This window comes from Methylobacterium platani (assembly GCF_001653715.1).
In the GTDB taxonomy this organism is placed as follows: Bacteria; Pseudomonadota; Alphaproteobacteria; order Rhizobiales; family Beijerinckiaceae; genus Methylobacterium; species Methylobacterium platani.
Genome location: NZ_LWHQ01000042.1, coordinates 26,237 through 45,607, shown reverse-complemented (window position 1 = coordinate 45,607; position 19,371 = coordinate 26,237). Strand labels below are relative to the sequence as shown.

At 72.0% G+C, this 19,371-nt stretch carries 14 protein-coding genes and 1 tRNA gene; 6 read left to right on the top strand and 9 right to left on the bottom strand.

Annotated features, from left to right (window positions below):
- Window positions 1-157: 157 nt before the first annotated feature.
- From A5481_RS21040 to A5481_RS21025, 4 genes are all read right to left on the bottom strand, one after another.
- A complete protein-coding gene (locus tag A5481_RS21040; RefSeq protein ID WP_048434513.1) occupies window positions 158-883 on the bottom strand; it encodes an SOS response-associated peptidase in 726 nt (241 codons plus the stop codon).
- A gap of 12 nt (window positions 884-895) precedes the next feature.
- Window positions 896-1,891, bottom strand: coding sequence for a magnesium transporter CorA family protein (locus A5481_RS21035; protein WP_048434514.1), 996 nt, complete (start codon window positions 1,889-1,891; stop codon window positions 896-898).
- Between the two features lie 171 nt (window positions 1,892-2,062).
- Window positions 2,063-2,533 (bottom strand): YbaK/EbsC family protein, encoded by a 471-nt coding sequence (locus tag A5481_RS21030; protein WP_048434515.1) that lies wholly within the window; start codon window positions 2,531-2,533, stop codon window positions 2,063-2,065.
- 263 nt (window positions 2,534-2,796) lie between these two features.
- Complete coding sequence (locus A5481_RS21025) at window positions 2,797-3,102, bottom strand: hypothetical protein (protein ID WP_053082400.1); 306 nt, start codon at window positions 3,100-3,102, stop codon at window positions 2,797-2,799.
- A 199-nt stretch (window positions 3,103-3,301) separates the two neighbouring features.
- Here A5481_RS21025 and hrpB point away from each other — a divergent pair, with 199 nt between their 5' ends.
- Both hrpB and A5481_RS21015 read left to right on the top strand, forming a co-directional pair.
- Entirely contained in the window at window positions 3,302-5,866 is a 2,565-nt protein-coding gene (gene hrpB, locus A5481_RS21020) for an ATP-dependent helicase HrpB (protein ID WP_048434516.1), read from the top strand.
- Window positions 5,867-5,958: 92 nt separating this feature from the next.
- Window positions 5,959-8,349 (top strand): sensor domain-containing protein, encoded by a 2,391-nt coding sequence (locus A5481_RS21015; protein WP_064504275.1) that lies wholly within the window; start codon window positions 5,959-5,961, stop codon window positions 8,347-8,349.
- 24 nt (window positions 8,350-8,373) lie between these two features.
- On the opposite strand, the gene A5481_RS21010 is transcribed toward A5481_RS21015, so the two are convergent.
- From A5481_RS21010 to aroA, 3 genes are all read right to left on the bottom strand, one after another.
- Entirely contained in the window at window positions 8,374-9,996 is a 1,623-nt protein-coding gene (locus A5481_RS21010) for an ABC-F family ATP-binding cassette domain-containing protein (RefSeq protein ID WP_064504274.1), read from the bottom strand.
- A gap of 177 nt (window positions 9,997-10,173) precedes the next feature.
- Window positions 10,174-10,806, bottom strand: a complete 633-nt coding sequence (gene cmk, locus A5481_RS21005; RefSeq protein WP_048435694.1) for a (d)CMP kinase — start codon at window positions 10,804-10,806, stop codon at window positions 10,174-10,176.
- An 8-nt stretch (window positions 10,807-10,814) separates the two neighbouring features.
- Window positions 10,815-12,164, bottom strand: a complete 1,350-nt coding sequence (aroA, locus tag A5481_RS21000) for a 3-phosphoshikimate 1-carboxyvinyltransferase (RefSeq protein ID WP_048435695.1) — start codon at window positions 12,162-12,164, stop codon at window positions 10,815-10,817.
- A 171-nt stretch (window positions 12,165-12,335) separates the two neighbouring features.
- Here aroA and A5481_RS20995 point away from each other — a divergent pair, with 171 nt between their 5' ends.
- The 4 genes from A5481_RS20995 to A5481_RS20980 all read left to right on the top strand — a co-directional run bounded on the left by A5481_RS20995 (window position 12,336) and on the right by A5481_RS20980 (window position 14,924).
- The gene (locus A5481_RS20995) at window positions 12,336-12,722 is read left to right on the top strand and encodes a TIGR02300 family protein (RefSeq protein WP_048435696.1); all 387 of its coding nucleotides are present in this window, start codon (window positions 12,336-12,338) and stop codon (window positions 12,720-12,722) included.
- 214 nt (window positions 12,723-12,936) lie between these two features.
- Window positions 12,937-13,012 (top strand) — tRNA-Ala (locus A5481_RS20990).
- Between the two features lie 614 nt (window positions 13,013-13,626).
- Window positions 13,627-14,028: a transposase gene (locus tag A5481_RS20985; RefSeq protein ID WP_167350084.1), complete on the top strand. Its 402-nt coding sequence runs from the start codon at window positions 13,627-13,629 to the stop codon at window positions 14,026-14,028.
- Window positions 14,029-14,072: 44 nt separating this feature from the next.
- On the top strand, window positions 14,073-14,924 hold the full coding sequence (locus A5481_RS20980; RefSeq protein WP_048435697.1) for an alpha/beta fold hydrolase: 852 nt from the start codon (window positions 14,073-14,075) through the stop codon (window positions 14,922-14,924).
- Between the two features lie 10 nt (window positions 14,925-14,934).
- Here A5481_RS20980 and A5481_RS20975 read toward each other — a convergent pair whose 3' ends face one another.
- Both A5481_RS20975 and A5481_RS20970 read right to left on the bottom strand, forming a co-directional pair.
- A complete protein-coding gene (locus A5481_RS20975; protein ID WP_048435698.1) occupies window positions 14,935-18,114 on the bottom strand; it encodes a multidrug efflux RND transporter permease subunit in 3,180 nt (1,059 codons plus the stop codon).
- A 1-nt stretch (window position 18,115) separates the two neighbouring features.
- On the bottom strand, window positions 18,116-19,321 hold the full coding sequence (locus tag A5481_RS20970; RefSeq protein ID WP_048435699.1) for an efflux RND transporter periplasmic adaptor subunit: 1,206 nt from the start codon (window positions 19,319-19,321) through the stop codon (window positions 18,116-18,118).
- Window positions 19,322-19,371 lie beyond the last annotated feature (50 nt).

Below are 19,371 nucleotides of genomic sequence, written 5' to 3'. Positions count from 1 at the left end.
GGAAAGGGGGTCGGCCAACGATGGGCCGCGAGGCCGACCGCAGGGCAACGGAGATCGTGTCGTGGACCGTGGGCAGGCCAACGCTTTGCCCGCTCAGGTTCTTGCTTTTGTCGCAGATTTTTGGCGCCGAACCGGTAACCACTTCGGCGAAATCTGCTTAGAACAGCGACCCCTGCGCCTCGCTCCTGGGCTCCGGCGGCGGCGGAACCGGGGCATCCTCGTCCGGCCGCAGCAGGTCCGCCGCGTCGTGGCGCACGTCGTTGACCCGCCGGCTTGCGGGCGCGAGGTCGAGCCACTCCTCCGGCGCCGGCCGGCACAGGGCGGCCGCCTGCCCGGCATCGACGTCGCGCATGTCGAGCCACCGGTCGACGCCCTCAGGCGACAGGATCGCCGGCATACGCTCGTGGATGGCGGCGAGCAGCCCGTTGGCGCCGCAGGTGACGATCGCCGCGGTGTCGATCTCCGAGCCGTCGCGGCTGCTCCAGGTCTCCCACAGGCCGGCGAGCGCCATCGGGCGGTGATCGGCGCGGCGGATCGCGTAGGGCGCCTGGCCGCGCGGGCCGCCGCGGCGCCACTCGTAGAAGCCGTCGGCGAGGACGATGCAGCGCCGGTAGCGCAGGGCGTTGCGAAAGCTCGGCTTCTCGGCCGCGGTCTCGATCCGGGCGTTGATCACGAGGGGGAAGTCGTCCGGGTCCTTGACCCAGGCCGGCAGGAAACCCCAGCGCATCAGCACGAAGCGCCGCCGCCCGTGCTCGGACGTCACCACCGCGACCGGCTGGGTCGGCGCCACGTTGTGGCGGGCCGGGAAGTTCGGCTGCTCCGCGTAGCCGTAGGCATCCCGGAAGGTCTCCGGCGAGGAGGTGACGAAGAAGCGGCCGCACATCGCGTCAGTCTCTCACAGCCAGCGCTTCCAGCGGAAGAAGGCGTAGGGCAGGATCGCCGCCACCACCATCATCACCACCGCCATCGGGTAGCCGAAGCCCCAGTCGAGCTCCGGCATCACCTTGAAGTTCATGCCGTACATCGAGGCGATCAGGGTCGGCGGCATGAATACCACCGCCATGACCGAGAACAGCTTGATGATGTTGTTCTGCTCGAGGTTGACGAGGCCGAGGGTGGCATCGAGCAGGAACTGGATCTTGCCCGACAGGAAGCTCGCATGCTCCTCGAGCGACTGCAGGTCGCGCAGGGTCGAGCGGACCTCCTCGCGGATCTCGCGCGGCGCCTTGCTGACCCGGTAGCTCGCCGAGAGCGAGAGCAGGATGCGCTCGACCGAGACCAGGCTCTCGCGCTGCTGCGACAAAAGCTCGTTGTGGCGGCCGAGCGCCCGCAGGGTGTCCTGCAATTCGGCGTTGCGGGCGCTCGGGTCGGAATGCTCGGCGAAGATCCGGCGCGACAGCCGGTCGATGCGCTCGCCCTGCGCCTGGAGCACGTCGGCGGCGCGGTCGATCACGGTCTCGATCAGGCCGGCCAGGATCGCCTCGCCGGTGAGCAGCACCCCGGCCGGCCGCGCCGCCCGGTGGACGAACATCCGGAACGCCTGCGGATCGTCGTAGCGCACCGTGGCGAGCTTGTTGTCGCGCAGGATGAAGGTGACGCCGGTGAGCCGCGCGTCGTCGGTATCGACCCGGCACAGCAGCCGCCCGGTCATGTAGCGGGCGCCGTTCTCGACGTAGAGCAGCTCCGAGGGCTCGATGTCCTCCATCTCCTCCCGGGTCGGGATCGAGATGCCGAGGAACGCCTCGACCTTGTGGTCCTCCTGGCGCGTCGGCTCGATCAGGTCGATCCAGAGCGCGTCGGGCGGGATCGGCTCGGACATCTCGAGCAGGCGCCGCTCGAGGAGCGGGTGCCCGGTGCTGGCGCAGGCATTCGGCTGATGGACGAAGATCAAGGGCGGTCTCGAACAGACGTGACGCAGCGGCAAGGATGCGCGGCGGCAGGGGGCGCGGCGGGAAGAGCCTTGTGGCTCGGCCGCCTTGAAGGCTCCGTGACAGCGTGGGCGAGGGCGCGCCGATTGTCGATGACGCGGCGTCCACAGCCGGCCCCTGTTTTCGCTTGGTTCTCAGGCCTCGGGCGGCTGGCAGACGTCGATCCACTCCGCGCCGGTCAGCGCCGCCATGCGCTCGGGCGCGACCCGCACGGCGCTGTGGGGCGAGCCCGCCGCCGGCACGACCTCGTCGAAGGCCTGCAGGCTGACGTCGCAATAGACGGGAAGCGGTGTGGCGAGGCCGAACGGGCACACCCCGCCGACCGGATGGCCGGTGATCGCCTCGACCTCCTCGGGGCCGAGCATCCGGGGCTTCACCCCGAAGGCGGCCTTGGCCTTGCGGTTGTCGAGGCGGGCGTCGCCGCGGGCGACCAGCAGCACGATCCGCTCGCCGAGGCGCAGCGACAGGGTCTTGGCGATGCGGGCCGGCTCGACGCCGTGGGCCGCGGCGGCGAGCGCCACGGTGGCCGAACTCGCCTCGGTCTCCAGCACGACGAGGTCGGGGGCGCGGGCGGCGAGGTCGGCCTTGACGGAGGCGAGGCTCATCGGCGGGCGGCCCCGCCGGTCGGGAGGGAACGGGTCGTCGCGGGCGTCATCGCGGGCTCCGGGCGGTCGCGGGATCCGGGAAGGATGCCGGTGCGGCTCCCCCTCGCCCGTCGCGCCGGACGGCGCAAGCCCTCGGGCGCGCGTTCCGTCGCCGCGAGTTTCATCGCCACGGGTTTCATACCGACGAGTTTCATCGCCCGGAGCGGGCCGGGCGATGACGCGAGATCGAGGGCGAGCGCGGTTCCCGGCGCTCGCCGGAGGCCTCAGTAGCGCGGGCCGCCGGTGGTGTTGCCGAGCTGCTGCTCGTAGCCGGGACGCGACGGGTTGCGGGCGTTCGGGTTGCCGTGCCGCATGGTGTTGCGGCGCATGTGGCGGCGCATGTGGCGGTCGTGCCGCTTCATGTGGCGGTAATGGTAGTGGCGGCGCATGGCGACGTGCTCGACCGTCGACTCGGGCCCGGCGACGGCCGGGGCCGGTCCGGTCACGGCGGCCGAGGCCGGGGTCATGGCGAGACCGCCCAGCAGCACGCTCGCCGCCAGCGCCAGGGTCAGGGACTTCATCGCGATCATCTCCAGACGGTGGCCCCCTCGGCCAACCTGTGCGTCAATCTTTCGCCCCGCCCGCGGTTCCGCTGGGGTACCGGAAAACATCGGGAAAAACTGATTGGGGGACGCCGGAGGCCGATCCGGCCCCCGCCGCGCGGTGCGGCCGGGGTCGCGCCGCGGTCCGGGCTTGCGCGGCGGGAGCGCCTCCGCCATCCCGGCGCCCATGCGCTCCGCTCCCTCCCTGCCGATCGACGCCGTCCTCGGCGACCTCGCGACCGCCCTCGCCGCCCCGGCGGAGGCAGGCCGCCCGGGTCCCCCCAACGCGGTGCTGGTGGCGCCGCCGGGCGCCGGCAAGACCACCCGGGTCCCGCTCGCGCTGCTGGAGGCGCCCTGGCGCGGCGACCGGCGGATCGTCCTGCTCGAGCCGCGCCGCCTCGCCGCGCGGGCGGCGGCCGAGCGCATGGCCGCCACCCTGGGCGAGGCGGTCGGCGAGACGGTGGGCCTCAGGGTGCGCCTCGGCTCGAAGGTGTCGGCCCGCACCCGGATCGAGGTCGTCACCGAGGGCGTCTTCGCCCGGATGATCCTGGACGATCCTGAGCTCGACGGCGTCGCCGCGGTGCTGTTCGACGAGTTCCACGAGCGCTCGCTCGACGCCGATCTCGGCCTCGCCCTGGCGCTCGACGCGCAAGGGGCGCTGCGGGAGGACCTGCGCCTCGTGGCGATGTCGGCGACGATCGACGGCGCCCGGGTCGCGGCGCTCATGGGGCAGGGCCTCATGGGGCAAGGCCTCATGGCGCAGGGGCACGGGAATCCGGCGCCGGTGATCGTCTCGGAGGGCCGCGCCTTCCCGGTCGAGACCCGCCACATCGACCGCGACCCGCAAGGGCGCATCGAGGACGCGGTCACCGACGCGGTGATGCGGGCGCTCAGGGCAGAGCCCGGCTCCGTGCTGGCCTTCCTGCCCGGCCAGGGCGAGATCCGCCGCACCGAGGAGCGCCTGCGCGAGCGCCTCGCCGATTTCCCCGAGGTGGACCTCGCCCCGCTCTACGGCGCCCTCGACCGGGCCGAGCAGGACCGGGCGGTGCGGCCGAGCCCGGCGGGGCGCCGCAAGGTGGTGCTCGCGACCTCCATCGCCGAGACCTCGCTCACCATCGAGGGGGTGCGGGTGGTGGTCGATTCCGGCCTCGCCCGGGTGCCGGTCTACGAGCCGGATCTCGGGCTGACCCGCCTCGTCACCCAGCGCGCTTCCCGCGCCTCGGTCGACCAGCGCCGGGGCCGCGCCGGGCGCACCCAGGCGGGCGTGTGCTACCGGCTGTGGCCGGAGGCCGCGACCGGCGCCCTCGACCCCTTCACCCGGCCCGAGATCCTGGCCGCCGACCTCGCCGGGCTGGTGCTCGACTGCGCCGCCTGGGGCGTCGCCGACCCGACCACCCTGCCCTTCCTCGATCCGCCGCCGGCCCCGGCGCTCGCCGAGGCCCGGGCGCTGCTCGCCGGCCTCGACGCCCTCGACGCCGACGGCCGCCTGACCCCGGCGGGCCGGGCCCTGCGCGCCCTGCCCCTGCCGCCGCGCCTCGCCCGCATGGTGACGAGCGCCGCCGCCCACGGCCGCGAGGCGGCCCGCAGCGCCGCGGACGTCGCGGCGGTCCTGGTGGAGCGGGGCCTGGGCGGCGACGCGGTCGACCTCACCGAGCGGGTCGAGCGCTACCGGCGCGACCGCTCGGGACGGGCCGAGGACATGCGCCGCCTCGCCGCCGGGTGGGCCAGGATGGCCGTCGGGATGGCGGCCGGGATGACCGGGCCGGCCGGGACCGCCGAGGTGCAGGACCTCGGCGCGCTGGTGGCGCTCGCCTATCCCGACCGCATCGCCCGGGCCCGCGGCAAGCCCGGCGAGTACGTCCTGGCGAACGGCCGCGGCGGGGCGCTCGATCCGGCCGCGAGCCTCGCCCGCGCGCCGTTCCTCAGCGTCGCCGAGATCGTCGGCAAGGCCTCGGCCTCCCGCATCCTGGCGGCGGCGCCGATCGCGCTCCCCGCCATCGAGGCGCTGTTCGCCGACCGGATCGAGGCCCGCACCCGGGTCGAGTTCGATCCCGACGCGCGGGCCCTGCGCGCCCGCGCCCAGCGCCGCCTCGGCGCGGTGTCGCTGGCCGAGCGCATCCTGCCGGTGCCGGCGGATGCCGACAGCGCCGCGATCCTGGCGCGCGGCCTTGCCGGCCTCGGCGTGGCCGCCCTGCCCTGGTCGAAGGCGGCGCAGCAATGGCGCGAGCGGGTGTTGTTCCTGCGCGCCGCCGAGGGCGAGCCCTGGCCCGACCTGTCGGATGCCCACCTCGCCGCGACCCTGCCCGACTGGCTCGGGCCGCATCTGACCGGCCTCACCCGCCTCGACGAGATCGGCGCCGACCGGCTCTCGGACGCCCTGCACGACCTCGTGCCGTGGAACCTCCGGACCCGCCTCGACGCCGAGGCGCCGACCCATATCGAGGTACCGACCGGCTCGCGCATCCCGGTCGACTACGCGGCGGAGGGCGGTCCGGCGCTCGCCGTGCGGGTGCAGGAGCTGTTCGGCCTCTCGCGCCACCCGACGATCGGCGGCGGCCGGGTGCCGCTCGTGCTCCACCTGCTCTCCCCGGCCCAGCGCCCGATCCAGATCACCCGCGACCTGCCGGGCTTCTGGCGCGGCTCCTGGGCGGCGGTGCGCGCCGACATGCGCGGCCAGTATCCCCGCCACCCCTGGCCCGAGGACCCGACCACCGCCCCGCCGACCCGGCGGGCGAAGCCGCGGGGGACGTGAGCCCCGGCCCGCCGGCAAGCGACGGCATGGTCCGGGAAAGGAAATCGCAGTGAATTCGTGAGAGCTTCCGGTCGCCGGAAGAAGACCACTTCATGCTGCCAGACGACCTCGACACCTTCGCTGCCGACTGGGTCTGGGAGACCGATGCGGATCTACGGCTGACCGCGATACGCGGGCGCTACGCGGCGCTGACCGGCGAGGCCGATCCGCGCGGGCGGCCCTGGCCGGGGCTCGACGGAGGCGGCGACACGGGTCCGTTCCGGGGTGGGGCTGCGTTCCGGGACGTCGTCCTGCCCCACCGGCATCGCGACGGGCGGACCCGCTGGTTCCGGTTCGGCGGGGCGCCGTCGCGCGGACCGGACGGGTCGATCACGGGCTGGCGCGGCGTCTGCGCCGAGGTGCCGGAGCCTCCCGCCGCCGAGCAGGCCCGGCACCTGGAAGCGGAGACGCGACGCTTCGAGGCGGCGGTGGAGGCGATGCCGATCGGCGTCAGCGTGTTCGACGGCGATCTGCGGCTCATCGCCTTCAACGACCGCCTGCGCGACCTCTACGGGCTGCCGCCGGAGCTGATGCGCCGGGGCATGCCGATGGAGCACATGATTCGCGCCAGCGCCCGGCTCGGCAACTACCCGGGCCTGAGCCCCGAGGAGGCCTGCGCCTTCGTGGCGGAGCGCATCGGCCGGCGGGTCCGGCTGCAGCGCGAGCGGCTGCTGCCGAGCGGCCTCCTGCTCAAGACCACGATCGCGCCGCTGCCGGACGGCAGCACCATGGTGGTGCACGAGGACGCGACCGACCGGGCGCGGGCCGACGCGGCCCTGGCCGAGCAGAACCGCCGGTTCGACCACGCGCTGAGCCACATGTCGCACGGGCTCGTCCTGTTCGATGCCGATCACCGGGTCACGGTGGTCAACCGGCAGTTCCTCGATCTCTACGGCCTGTCGCCCGAGACGGTGCATCCCGGCATCACCGCCGAGACACTGATCCACCGCCGCACCGAGGCCGGCAACTTCCCGGGGCTGACGCCGGAGGAGGCCTGGCACCAGGTGCGCGAGCGGCTGGCCACCCGCACCCGCTACCGCCTCGACCAGACCCTCGTCGACGGCCGGGTCATCGCCGTGACCTACGCGCCGACGCCGGAGGGCGGCTTCGTGACGGTGCACGAGGACGTGACCGCGGCCAAGCGCGCCGAGGCGCAGATCGTCCACATGGCGCGCCACGACGCGCTGACCGGGCTGCCGAACCGCACCCTGCTGCACGAGAGCCTCGCCGAGGCGCTGGCCGGGGCGTCGGCGCGCGACGGCGTCACGGCAGTGCTGTGCCTCGACCTCGACCGGTTCAAGACCGTCAACGACACCCTCGGCCACGCCGTCGGCGACAAGCTGCTGCGCCAAGTGGCGGCCCGGCTGAGCGCCGCGATCCGGGACGAGGCCGGGACCGTCACCCTGGCGCGGCTCGGCGGCGACGAGTTCGCCCTGGTGCTGCAGCCGACCTCGCGCTTCCGGGCCGGGCGCCTCGCCGGCCGGCTGATCGAGGCGGTCGGGCGCGACTACGAGGTCGACGGCAAGCGCGTCGCGGTCGGCCTCAGCGTCGGCCTCGCGCTCGCGCCGGCGGACGGGCGGGACCCGGAGGGCCTGCTGCGGGCCGCCGACATGGCGCTCTACCGCGCCAAGGGCGAGGGCCGGGGCATCCACCGCTTCTTCGAGCCCGCGATGGATGCGGCGGTCCAGGCGCGGCGCGGCGTCGAGCTCGACCTCAGGACCGCGCTCGCCGAGCAGCACTTCGCCCTGGCGTTCCAGCCCTTCCTCGACCTCGCGGCCGGCCGGATCGCCGGCTTCGAGGCGCTCCTGCGCTGGCACCACCCGGTGCGCGGCGTGGTGAGCCCCGCCGCCTTCGTGCCGATCGCCGAGGAGACCGGGATGATCGTGCCGCTCGGCGAGTGGGTGCTGCGCCAGGCCTGCCGCGAGGCGGCGCGCTGGCCGGATCCGGTCCGGGTCTCGGTCAACCTCTCGCCGGTGCAGTTCCGCGGCGGCGACATCGACGCCACGGTGATCGCCGCCCTGCGCGAGGCCGGGCTCGACCCGCGCCGGCTCGAGCTCGAGATCACCGAGGGCGTGCTGCTGCAGGACAGCGCCTCGACGCTCGCCATCCTGCACCGGCTGAAGGGGATCGGCGTGCGCATCGCCATGGACGATTTCGGCACCGGCTACTCGTCGCTCGGCTACCTGCGCGCCTTCCCGTTCGACAAGATCAAGATCGACCGCGCCTTCGTGGCCGACCTCGCGGTGCGGCCGGACGCGCCGGCCATCGTGCGGGCGGTGACGACGCTCGCCGACAGCCTCGGCATGACCACCACCGCCGAGGGCGTCGAGACCGAGGCGCAGCTCGCCTACCTGCGCGAGGCCGGCTGCACCGAGGTGCAGGGCTACCTCATCAGCCGGCCGGTGGCGGCGGCGGCGGTGGCGCCGATGCTGGGGGGCGGGTGACGGGGCGGGTCGCGGCCCGGCCGCTCAGTGCCGCAGGCCCGGCGCCTCCCGCCCGGTCTTCTCGACGTATTCCGAGTAGCCGCCGCCATATTGCTGGATGCCGTCCGGCGTCAGCTCCAGCACCCGGTTCGACAGGGCGGCGAGGAAGTGCCGGTCGTGCGAGACGAACAGCATCGTGCCCTCGTACTGCGCGAGGGCGGCGATCAGCATGTCCTTGGTGCCGACGTCGAGGTGGTTGGTCGGCTCGTCGAGGACGAGGAAGTTCGGCGGGTCGTAGAGCATGCGGGCCATGGCGAGCCGCGCCTTCTCGCCGCCCGACAGCACCCGGCAGCGCTTCTCGACGTCGTCGCCCGAGAAGCCGAAGCAGCCCGCGAGCGTGCGCAGCGAGCCCTGGCCGGCCTGCGGGAACGCCTCCTCCAGGAACTCGAACACCGTCTGCTCGCCGACCAGGGTGTCCATTGCGTGCTGGGCGAAGTAGCCGAGCTTGACGCTGGCGCCGATCGTGACGCTGCCGGCATCCGGCGCGGTGGTGCCGGTGGCGAGCTTGAGCAGGGTCGACTTGCCGGCGCCGTTGACGCCCATCACGCACCAGCGCTCCTTGCGGCGGATGCCGAAATCGAGCCCGTCGTAGATCGTGCGGCTGCCGTAGCTCTTGTGCACCGATTTGAGGCTGATCACGTCGTCGCCGGAGCGCGGGGCTGCGGGGAAGTCGAAGGCCACGCTCTGGCGGCGGCGCGGCGGCTCGACGCGCTCGATCTTGTCGAGCTTCTTCACCCGGCTCTGAACCTGGGCGGCGTGCGAGGCCCGCGCCTTGAAGCGCTCGATGAACTTGATCTCCTTCGCCAGCATCGCCTGCTGGCGCTCGAACTGCGCCTGCTGCTGCGCCTCGTTCTGGGCCCGCTGCTGCTCGTAGAAGGCGTAGTCGCCCGAATAGGTGGTGAGCGCGCCGGCATCGATCTCGATGATCTTGCCGACGATCCGGTTCATGAAGGCCCGGTCGTGCGAGGTCATCAGCAGCGCGCCGTCGAAGCCGCGCAGGAAATCCTCGAGCCAGATCAGGCTCTCGAGGTCGAGGTGGTTGCTCGGCTCGTCGAGGAGCATCACGTCGGGGTTCATCAGCAGGATGCGGGCGAGCGCGACGCGCATCTTCCAGCCGCCCGACAGGGCGCCGACATCGCCCTCGACCATCTCGGGCGAGAAGCTCAAGCCCGCCAGCACCTCGTGCGCCCGGCCCTCCAGCGCGTAGCCGCCGAGCTCCTCGAACCGGCCCTGCACCTCGCCGTAGCGCTCGACCAGGGCTTCCATCTCGTCGAAGCGGTCGGGATCGGCGAGCGCGGTCTCGATCTCGCGCAGCTCCGCGGCGATCGCGCTCACGGGACCTGCGCCGTCCATCACCTCGGACAGGACGGAGCGGCCGGCCATCTCGCCGACATCCTGGCTGAAATACCCGATGGTGATGCCCCGATCGGACGAGACCTGGCCCTCGTCGGGCAGCTCCTCGCCGGTGATCATCCGGAACAGCGTGGTCTTGCCCGCGCCGTTGGGTCCGACGAGCCCGACCTTCTCGCCGCGCTGCAGCGCCGCCGAGGCCTCGATGAAGAGGAGCTGGTTGCCGTTCTGCTTGGCGATCTTGTCGAGGCGGATCATGGGAAGCGAGGGTCCGAGGTGGAGGGCGCGCCGGAATGCGCGCGATGTCGTCGGGGAGGCCATTGCCACGGCTTCGTGGCGGCGCGGTGTCGGGTGGAATCCGGAAGCGCCCGACGCGCTTCCTCCATTCACGACTTCATCCTGAGGTGGCAGCCGGGTGGATTCTCGAAGCGGCGCTCAGCCCTGCGGCCCGCCCCGCCCGTCGACCACGCCGGTCGCCGCCCGGAAGGCGGCGTCGGCGTCGAGCTCGGTGGTGTCGATCACCACCGCGTCCTCCGCCACCCGCAGCGGGGCGGCGCTGCGGTCGGCGTCGCGGGCGTCGCGGCGCAGGATGTCGGAGAGCACCGCCTCGTAGGCGACCGGCTCGCCGCGGCCGTCGAGCTCGCGGTGGCGGCGGCGGGCGCGCTCCTCGGCGGACGCGGTGACGAACAGCTTCACCGCCGCGTCCGGGCAGACCACGGTGCCGATGTCGCGCCCGTCGAGCACCGCGCCCGCGGCCGAGCCGGCGAAGCGGCGCTGCCAGTCGAGGAGCGCGGCGCGGACCTCGGGCTGCGCCGAGACGATCGAGGCCGCCTCGCCCATCGCGCTGCCGCGCAGGCGGGCATCGCCGAGGAACTCGGGCGACAGGGCCCGGGCGGCCGCGGCCGCCGCCGCCCGGTCGGCGAGGTCCAGGCCGGCATCGAGGAGCGCGAGGGCCACGGCGCGGTAGAGCAGGCCGGTATCGAGATGCGGCAGGCGGTAATGTGCCGCCAGGCGCTTGGCCAGCGTGCCCTTGCCGGAGGCCGCGGGGCCGTCGATCGCGATCACCATCGGGCCGCTCACGCCGAGAGCGCGGCGCCGAGCGCCCGCATGTCGGCGAGGAAGGCGGGATAGCTCGTCGCGATCATCGCGCCGTCATCCACCGTGACCGGCTCCCGGGCGGCCATGCCGAGGACCAGGAACGCCATGGCGATGCGGTGGTCGAGATGAGTCTCGACCGTGCCGCCGCCCCGCGGGGCCGCGCCGTCGCCGTGCACGATCAGGTCGTCGCCCTCGACGACGTGGGAGACGCCGTTGGCCTTCAGCCCCGCCGCCACCGCGGCGAGGCGGTCGGATTCCTTGACGCGCAGCTCGTGCAGGCCCTGCATCCGGGTGGTGTCCTCGGCGCAGGCCGCCGCCACCGCGAGAACCGGGTACTCGTCGATCATCGCCGGCGCCCGCTCGGGCGGCACCGCGACGCCCCTGAGGCGGCTGTGGCGCACCCGCAGGTCGGCCACGGTCTCGCCGCCCTCCTCGCGCTCGTTCAGGCGCTCGATGTCGCCGCCCATCTCGAGGAGCGTGGTGAGGAGGCCGGTGCGCAGCGGGTTCATCATCACCCCCTCGATCACCAGCTCGGAACCCGGGACGATCAGCCCGGCGACGAGGGCGAAGGCGGCCGAGGACGGATCGGCCGGGACCACCACGTCGGTCGCCCGCAGGGTCGGCTGGCCGGTGAGCGCGATGCGCCGCCCGTGGCCCCCGGGACCGATCGCCTCGACGGCGACCTCGGCGCCGAACAGGCGCAGCATCCGCTCGGTGTGGTCGCGGGTGGCGGCCGCCTCCACCACCGTGGTGACGCCGGGCGCGTTGAGGCCGGCGAGCAGCACCGCCGACTTCACCTGCGCCGAGGCGACCGGGCTCTCGTAGGTGATCGGCACCGCCTCGCGGGGGCCGCGCAGGGTGAGCGGCACCCGGCCGCCCTCGGCCTGCTCGACCACCGTGACGCCCATCCGCAGCAGCGGATCGAGGATCCGGCGCATCGGCCGCTTGCGCAAGGAGGCGTCGCCGTCGAAGGTCGCGGTGACCGGATGGCCGCCGACGACGCCCATCATCAGGCGCGAGCCGGTGCCGGCATTGCCGAAATCGAGCACGCCCGCCGGATCGGACAGGCCGCCGACGCCGACGCCGCGGACCCGCCAGCGCCCCTCCCCGTCCCGGTCGATCCCGGCGCCGAGCGCCTTGGCGGCGGCGGCGGTGCGCAGCACGTCGTCGCCCTCGAGCAGGCCCTCGATCCGGGTCTCGCCGAGGCTGAGCAGCCCGAGGATCATCGCCCGGTGCGAGATCGACTTGTCGCCGGGCGGCCGCAGCCGGCCCTTGAGGGCCGTCCCGGCCTGGGCGGTGATCGGGGACGGAGTGGAATCGTGCGACACGGGCAGGCGGCCTGGTTCTCGAGAATCGCTTGGGCAAGCGTGGAAAACGGCGGGGTCGTTAGCACGCGGGCACCGCCGCGTCATCCGGCGGCCGCACCGGTATTTGACAGGGCTGGCGGGCGCGACTAACCGAACCCACTCTTATCCGACATCGACAGGAACGTGACTACCGTGGCCAGACCGGAACTCGGCTTGAAGCGCCAGTGCATGAGCTGCGGCGCGAAGTTCTACGACCTCAGCAGGGACCCCGCCGTGTGCCCGAAGTGCGGCACGGTCTATCAGGTCGCCGCACTCTCGACCACCCGCGTCCCCGCCCCCGCGATCGCCAACCGGGCGCCGCGCGAGGAGGAGACCGAGGAGGAGGCCGGCGCCCCCGAGATGGTCTCGCTCGACGAGGTCGAGGCGGCCGAGGGCGGCGACGACGTCTCGGTCGACGACGACACCGACGTGGCCGATGCCGGCGGCGACGACGATACCTTCCTGGAGGAGGACGAGGAGAGCGGCGACGACGTCTCCGACTTCATCGACAGCGACATCGAGAGCGACGAGGAATCCTGATCCGCCGGGGGCGGGCGGGCGCAGCGGGCACGCCGCGCCCGCCCAAACCCCTGACCCGCCTCGGGAATTCGCGACGGTCACGAAAACTTCGCGAAGACCCGCCCCGGGGGCTTGTGTCCGGCGCCGCAGCCCCATATACCGCCGCTCACCGACGGCGACCCCGCAAGGGGATGCCGGACCGGTCTCAGGACGGATCCCAAACGGCCTGCGACGTGGGGCTTTAGCTCAGCTGGGAGAGCGCCTGCATGGCATGCAGGAGGTCAGCGGTTCGATCCCGCTAAGCTCCACCATCCCTCTTCACACCCGACCTGAACACCAGCGACGACATGGCGGCCCGCCGGCGGCGCTCCGCCCGCGCCGCGATGCGGCTGCGCGCGTCGACGCGCGCCCGCGGGATCGGTCGCCGGCCGTGTCATGGAATCCGTGCGCCGTTCCCACCGGCAGCCGGGTCGACGCCTGACCCAGATGTGAAACGCCGCTGCAATCCCGCCGATTGCTGCGACGCAGCGACAATCACTCCGGAACGCAGGGACCGCAGCGGCGGCATCAACCGTGGCGCCGGTCAACCATCCGCAATAATCAATATCGCCGTGACCCGTCCGGAGGTGGAATTTTCTCTCTTCTCCGATTACGTTGCGGTGCGGTTCACGCCTTCATCGATGGAGGCGGCCGGCATTATACTTATCACATCTAATTTATCATTTAAAAGTATTTACAAGCGGAAACACCTATTCTTTAAAGTAATATAATGCTCTTTCTTCTCGTTGCCATGTTCGAACACAAACGATCTGGCCGTTCGCCATGTTGCAGATCGCCAACAAACTTCAACCTCCGGTCGGCTGCCCGATTGAAGAAGCAAATTACCCTTGGTAAGATGCCCTGCGGTGGAAGCGTGAACGAGGGGATGTTTATGTTGACGGAGGCGCAGTGGGCTGTACTCGCACCATTGCTCGAAGGCTGCCGGCCTCGTGGCAAGACGCAGCCCCACGATCTCAAGCGGACGCTCGACGCGATCCTCTGGCGCCACTGGCACGACACGAACTGGCGCGCCGTCCCGGCGCAGTACGGTCCGTGGTGGATGGCCGCCCAGACCTTCATCCGCTGGTCGCGGCTCGGCGTCTGGGAACAGCTCCATGGCCGCCTCGTGCGCCACTTCGAGGAGCAGGGCCTGCCGATCCCGGGGATCGACCACGACGAATTCGCCTATGGCGGCGCCCGCAAGAAGGAGTTGCAGGACAGCGAGCTCCAGGTGCGCCAGATCGCCAACATGCTGCTGAGCGTGCAGAAGCAGGCGGCCGTCGCCTGAGGCCCGCCCGCGGCGGCGCGGCCCCTCGCAGGGAGACCGTTCGCATGTTCGTCGCGGTCAACGGCGTCCGCCTCTTCGTGGACGTCGAGAATGCCGGGCTCGTCCCCGACGGCGGGACCATGCGGGAGAAGCCGCCCCTGCTGCTCCTGCACGGCGGCCCGGGCTTCGACCACAGCGCCTTCAAGCCCCTGTTCTCCAGCCTGAGCGACGTGGCGCAGGTGGTCTATTACGACCATCGCGGCAACGGCCGCAGCGAGGACGGGGACCGCGCCGCCTGGACGCTGGCGCAGTGGGGCGACGACGTGAAGGGCCTGTGCGACGCGCTCGGCCTCGTGCGGCCGGTCGTGCTCGGGATGTCATTCGGCGGCTACGTCGCGCAGGCCTACGCGACGCGGTACCCGGACCATCCCGGCAAGCTCGTCCTGGTCAGCACGGCGGCCAGGGTCGACTTTCCGGCGATCGTCGAGCGCTTCCGAGGGCTGGGCGGGGGCGAAGTCGCCCGCATCGCCGAGACCTACTGGACGGCCCCGACCGCCGAGAGACGGGCGGAGTACTTCCGCACCTGCGTCCCGTTCTACCGCCGCAGACCCGTCGATCCCGCCAGGATGCAGCGCGTGCCGGTGCGCAACGACACCGCGCTCCACTTCAACGGGCCCGACAACGAGCAGGGGCGCATGGATTTCCGCCCCGCGCTCGGAGGCGTGCGCTGCCCCGTCCTCGTCATGGCGGGCGAGCACGACCCGCTGGTTCCGCCCTCGGTCGGCCAGGCGCTCGTGGCCGCCCTGCCTCCCGACCGCCTGCGGTTCGAGCGTTTCGCGGAGTGCGGCCACGATCTCTTCGGCGATGCCCCGGACCACGCCGTCGCGGTCCTGCGCGACTTCATCGCGGCGGCCTGAAGCGGCCGCCCTACTCCGCCGCCTGCCGCAACTCCGGCTTCTCCTCGTCCGCCGGCGCCTCGTCCTCCGACGCGGGCCCGTGCGAGCCGCCGGACAGGAAGGTCGAGAGCTTGTCGAGGTAGATGTAGATGACCGGGGTGGTGAACAACGTCAGCACCTGGCTCACCGCGAGGCCGCCGACCATGGCATAGCCCAGCGGCTGGCGGATCTCCGAACCGGTGCCGGTGCCGAACATCAGCGGGATGCCGCCGAGGAGCGCCGCCATCGTGGTCATCAGGATCGGGCGGAAGCGCAGGAGCGCCGCCTTGCGGATCGCCTCCTCGGGCCCGATGCCCTCGTGGCGCTCGGCCACGATCGCGAAGTCGACCAGCATGATGCCGTTCTTCTTCACGATGCCGATCAGCAGGATGATGCCGATCAGCGCGATCAGGCTGAAATCGTAGCCGAACCACAGGAGCATCGCGAGCGCGCCGACGCCGGCCGAGGGCAGGGTCGAGAGGATCGTCAGCGGGTGGATGTAGCTCTCGTAGAGGATGCCGAGGATCAGGTAGACCACCACCAGGGCGGCGGCGATGAGCAGCGGCACCGTCGAGAGCGATTGCTGGAACGCCTGCGCGGTGCCCTGGAAGCCGGTCGCGAGCGTCGGCGGCACGCCGAGCTCCTTTGCCGCCTTGTCGATCGCCGCGGTCGCCTGGCCGAGCGCGACGTTCGGGGCGAGGTTGAAGCTGATCGTCACCGAGGGGAACTGGCCCTGGTGGCTGATCGAGAGCGGGCGCACCGGCACGGTGGTCCAGGTGGCGAAGGCCGCGAGCGGCACCTGGCCGCCGGTGGTCGGCGACTTCACGTAGATGTCGCGCAAGCTGTCCGGGTTGCCCTGGAGCGCCGGCAGGATCTCCATCACGACGTGGTAGCTGTTGAGCTGCGTGAAGTACTGCGCCACCTGGCGCTGGCCGATCGCGTCGTAGAGCGTGTCGTCGATCGCCTGCGGGGTGATGCCGTAGCGCGAGGCGGCGTCGCGGTTGATCGACAGGGTCAGCGTCGTGCCGTCGGTCTGCTGGTCGGTGGCGACGTCGCGCAGCTCCGGCAGCGTCTTCAGCTTGTCGAGCAGGCGCGGCGACCAGGTATTGAGCTCGTCGAGGTTCGGGTCCTGCAGCGTGTACTCGAACTGGGTGCGCGAGGCGCGCCCGCCGGTGCGCACGTCCTGCGAGGCCTGGAGGAAGACCTTCACGCCCTCGAGCTTCGCGAGCTTCGGCCGCAGCCGGTCGATGATCTGGAAGGCGTTCGCCTCGCGGTCGTCCCGGGCTTTGAGGGTGATGAACATCCGGCCGGAATTGAGCGCCTGGCCGCTGCCGCCGATCGACATCGCGACGCTCGCGACGTCCGGATCGGCCTGGATCACCGCGCCGACCGCGCGCTGGCGGTCCTCCATGGCGGAGAACGAGATGTCCTGCCCGCCTTCCGTGATGCCGACGATGAGGCCGGTATCCTGCTGCGGGAAGAAGCCCTTCGGGATGACGACGAACAGGTAGCCGGTGAGCGCCACCGTGGCGAGGAAGGTCAGGAACGTCACGACGTGGTGGCGGAGCGCCACGTCGAGCGCCGCCTCGTAGGCGTGCAGCATCCCATCGAAGACGCGCTCGCTCCAGCGATAGAGCCGGCCGTGATGCTCGGCCTTGTGCTCCTTGAGGAAACGCGAGGCCATCATCGGGGTCAGCGACAGCGACACGAAGGCCGAGACGCCGATCGTCATCGACAGCACCACGGCGAATTCGCGGAACAGCCGGCCGATGATGCCGCCCATCAGGAGCAGCGGGATCAGCACCGCGATCAGCGAGACCGAGATCGACACGATGGTGAAGCCGATCTCGCCGGCGCCCTTGAGCGCGGCCTGCATCGGCTTCATCCCCTCCTCGACGTAGCGGGCGATGTTCTCCAAGACGACGATCGCGTCGTCGACGACGAAGCCGACCGCGATGGTGAGCGCCATCAGGGACAGGTTGTCGAGGGTGTAGCCGGCCAGCCACATCAGCGCGCAGGCGCCGAGCAGCGCCAGCGGCACCGTCACGCTCGGGATGATCGTCGCCCAGACCGAGCGCAGGAACACGAAGATCACCGCCACCACGAGGGCGATGGTGAGAGCCAACGTGAACTGCACGTCCTCGACGGCGGCGCGGATGGTCTGGGTGCGGTCGCTCAGCGTCTGGATCTTGACGCCCGCCGGCAGGGCCGCGGTGATGCGGGGCAGCTCGGCCTTGATCCGGTCGACGGTGTCGATGACGTTGGCGCCGGGCTGCTTGAAGATGACCAGGAACACGCCGCGCTGGCCGTTGGCCCAGGCCGCCTGCTTGGCATCCTCCGGCCCCGCCACCGCCCGGCCGATGTCGCGCACCCGCAGCGGCGCGCCGTTGCGGTAGGCGATGATGACGTCGTTCCAGTCCTTGGCGCGGGTGAGCTGGTCGTTGGCGTAGACCGTGTAGCTGCGGGTCGTCCCGTCGAAGCTGCCCTTCGGGCTGTTGACCGTGGTGATCGAGAGCTGGGTGCGGACGTCCTCGAGCGACAGGTCCTTGGCGACGAGCTTCGCCGGGTCGATCTGCACCCGCACCGCGGGCTTCTGCTGGCCGCCGATCAGCACCTGGCCGACGCCGGAGACCTGGCTGATGCGCTGCGCCAGCTGCACGTCGGCGGCGTCGTCGACCTCGGTCAGGGGCAGGGTGTCGGAGGTGGCCGAGAGCAGCAGGATCGGCGAGTCGGCCGGATTGACCTTACGGTAGGTCGGCGGGCTCGGCAGGTTCTTCGGCAGCTGGCCGCCGGCGGCGTTGATCGCCGCCTGGAGGTCGTTCGCCGCCCCGTCGATGTTGCGGTTGAGGTCGAACTGCACGGTGATCGACGAGATGCCCAGGGCGCTCGTCGAGGTCATCTGGCTGACGCCGGGAATCTGGGCGAACTGGCGCTCGAGGGGCTGGGCCACCGTCGAGGCCATGGTCTCCGGGCTGCCGCCGGGCAGCTGCGCGGTGACCTGGATCGTCGGGAAGTCGACCTGCGGCAGGGGGGCGACGCCGAGGAGCGGATAGGCCACGATCCCGATGAACAGGATCCCGGCCATGATCAGCGAGGTCGCGACGGGGAAGCGGATGAAGAAGCCGGAGATGCCGGTGCGACCGGCGTTCTCCTGCCCGTTGCCGGATTGCATGTCAGCGCGCCTCGCTCGAGACCGGGGCGGAATTGTCGGCCTGGCGGTCCTCGCGCGGCGAGGCGGGTTGCGCCTGGGCGACGAGCGCGCCCTCCTGCACCCGGGACTGGCCGCGCCAGATCACCGTCTGGCCGGGGGTCAGCCCCTTGAGCACCTGGGTGCGGCCGTCGTTGGAGCGCCCGACCGCGATCGGCTGGACGCGGGCCCGGCTCTGGTCGTCGACCACGAAGGCGTACAGGCCCTTGGGCCCGTGCTGCACCGCGTCGTCCGGCACCGTGACGGCGTTCGCGACCGTGCCGGTGCGCGTCTTCGTCGAGACCGACACCCCCGGCCACAGGGCGTGGTCCTTGTTGGCGAAGGAGGCCTTGAGCCGGATCGTGCCGGTGGCGACGTCGACCTGGTTGTTGACGAGGTCGAGGCGCCCCTCGGACAGCTTGGCCATCCCGTCGGTGCTCCAGGCCTCGACCGGTACCGGACCGGCGGCGAGCGCCCGCATCATGTCGCCGAGCTGCTCCTCGGGCGCGGTGTAGACCACGAAGATCGGCTCGACCTGGGTGATGGTGACGATCGCGGTCTGTTGCGCGGCGTTGACGATGTTGCCGACGTCGATCAGCCGGAAGCCGGTGACGCCGTCGATCGGCGCCTGGATCGTGGCGTAGGAGAGTTGCGTCGCCGCGTTGTCGATCGCCGCCTGGTCGCCGGCGATCTGGGCGGTGAGCTGGTTCACCGTCGCGGTCTGGGTGTCGGTCTGCTGGCGCGAGGCGTAGTCGCCGAGCTTGGTGTAGCGCTCGAGATCGGCCTTGGCGTTCTTCACGGTGGCCTCGTCCTGGGCCTTCTTCGCCTTGGCCTGGTCGAGGGCGGCCTGGTAGGGGCGCGGGTCGACCTGGGCGAGGAGGTCGCCCTTCCTGACCACCTGGCCCTCGCGAAAGCCGATCTTCAGGATCTCGCCGTCGACCCGGCTGCGCACCTGCACGGTGTTGTAGGCCTGGACCGTGCCGAGACCGCCGAGCACCACGGCGAGCGGCCCCTGCTCGACCTGCGCCAGGGTCACCGGCACCGCGGCCGGGGCGCGGGCGGCGGGCTTCGTCGCCGCCTTCTCGTGGCCGTGCCACGCATACGCGCCCCCGGCTCCGGCCAGCACCAGCAGGGCCAGCAGCCATCCGCCGCGCCGACGCTTCTTTCGTCCAGCGCCCTGTTCTGATCTCATCGGTCGCGCGCTTCCACAAGTCCGGAGCCGGCCCGAGGCAAACGTCCGGG

Coding starts and splice junctions, on each gene's coding strand:
- A5481_RS21025 (WP_053082400.1), bottom strand. CDS start 3,102: ATGATCGCGATGAAGTCCCTGACCCTGGCGCTGGCGGCGAGCGTGCTG.
- A5481_RS21015 (WP_064504275.1), top strand. CDS start 5,959: ATGCTGCCAGACGACCTCGACACCTTCGCTGCCGACTGGGTCTGGGAG.
- A5481_RS20985 (WP_167350084.1), top strand. CDS start 13,627: ATGTTTATGTTGACGGAGGCGCAGTGGGCTGTACTCGCACCATTGCTC.
- cmk (WP_048435694.1), bottom strand. CDS start 10,806: ATGGTGATCGCGATCGACGGCCCCGCGGCCTCCGGCAAGGGCACGCTG.
- A5481_RS20980 (WP_048435697.1), top strand. CDS start 14,073: ATGTTCGTCGCGGTCAACGGCGTCCGCCTCTTCGTGGACGTCGAGAAT.
- A5481_RS21040 (WP_048434513.1), bottom strand. CDS start 883: ATGTGCGGCCGCTTCTTCGTCACCTCCTCGCCGGAGACCTTCCGGGAT.
- A5481_RS20970 (WP_048435699.1), bottom strand. CDS start 19,321: ATGAGATCAGAACAGGGCGCTGGACGAAAGAAGCGTCGGCGCGGCGGA.
- hrpB (WP_048434516.1), top strand. CDS start 3,302: ATGCGCTCCGCTCCCTCCCTGCCGATCGACGCCGTCCTCGGCGACCTC.
- A5481_RS21010 (WP_064504274.1), bottom strand. CDS start 9,996: ATGATCCGCCTCGACAAGATCGCCAAGCAGAACGGCAACCAGCTCCTC.
- A5481_RS20975 (WP_048435698.1), bottom strand. CDS start 18,114: ATGCAATCCGGCAACGGGCAGGAGAACGCCGGTCGCACCGGCATCTCC.
- A5481_RS21030 (WP_048434515.1), bottom strand. CDS start 2,533: ATGAGCCTCGCCTCCGTCAAGGCCGACCTCGCCGCCCGCGCCCCCGAC.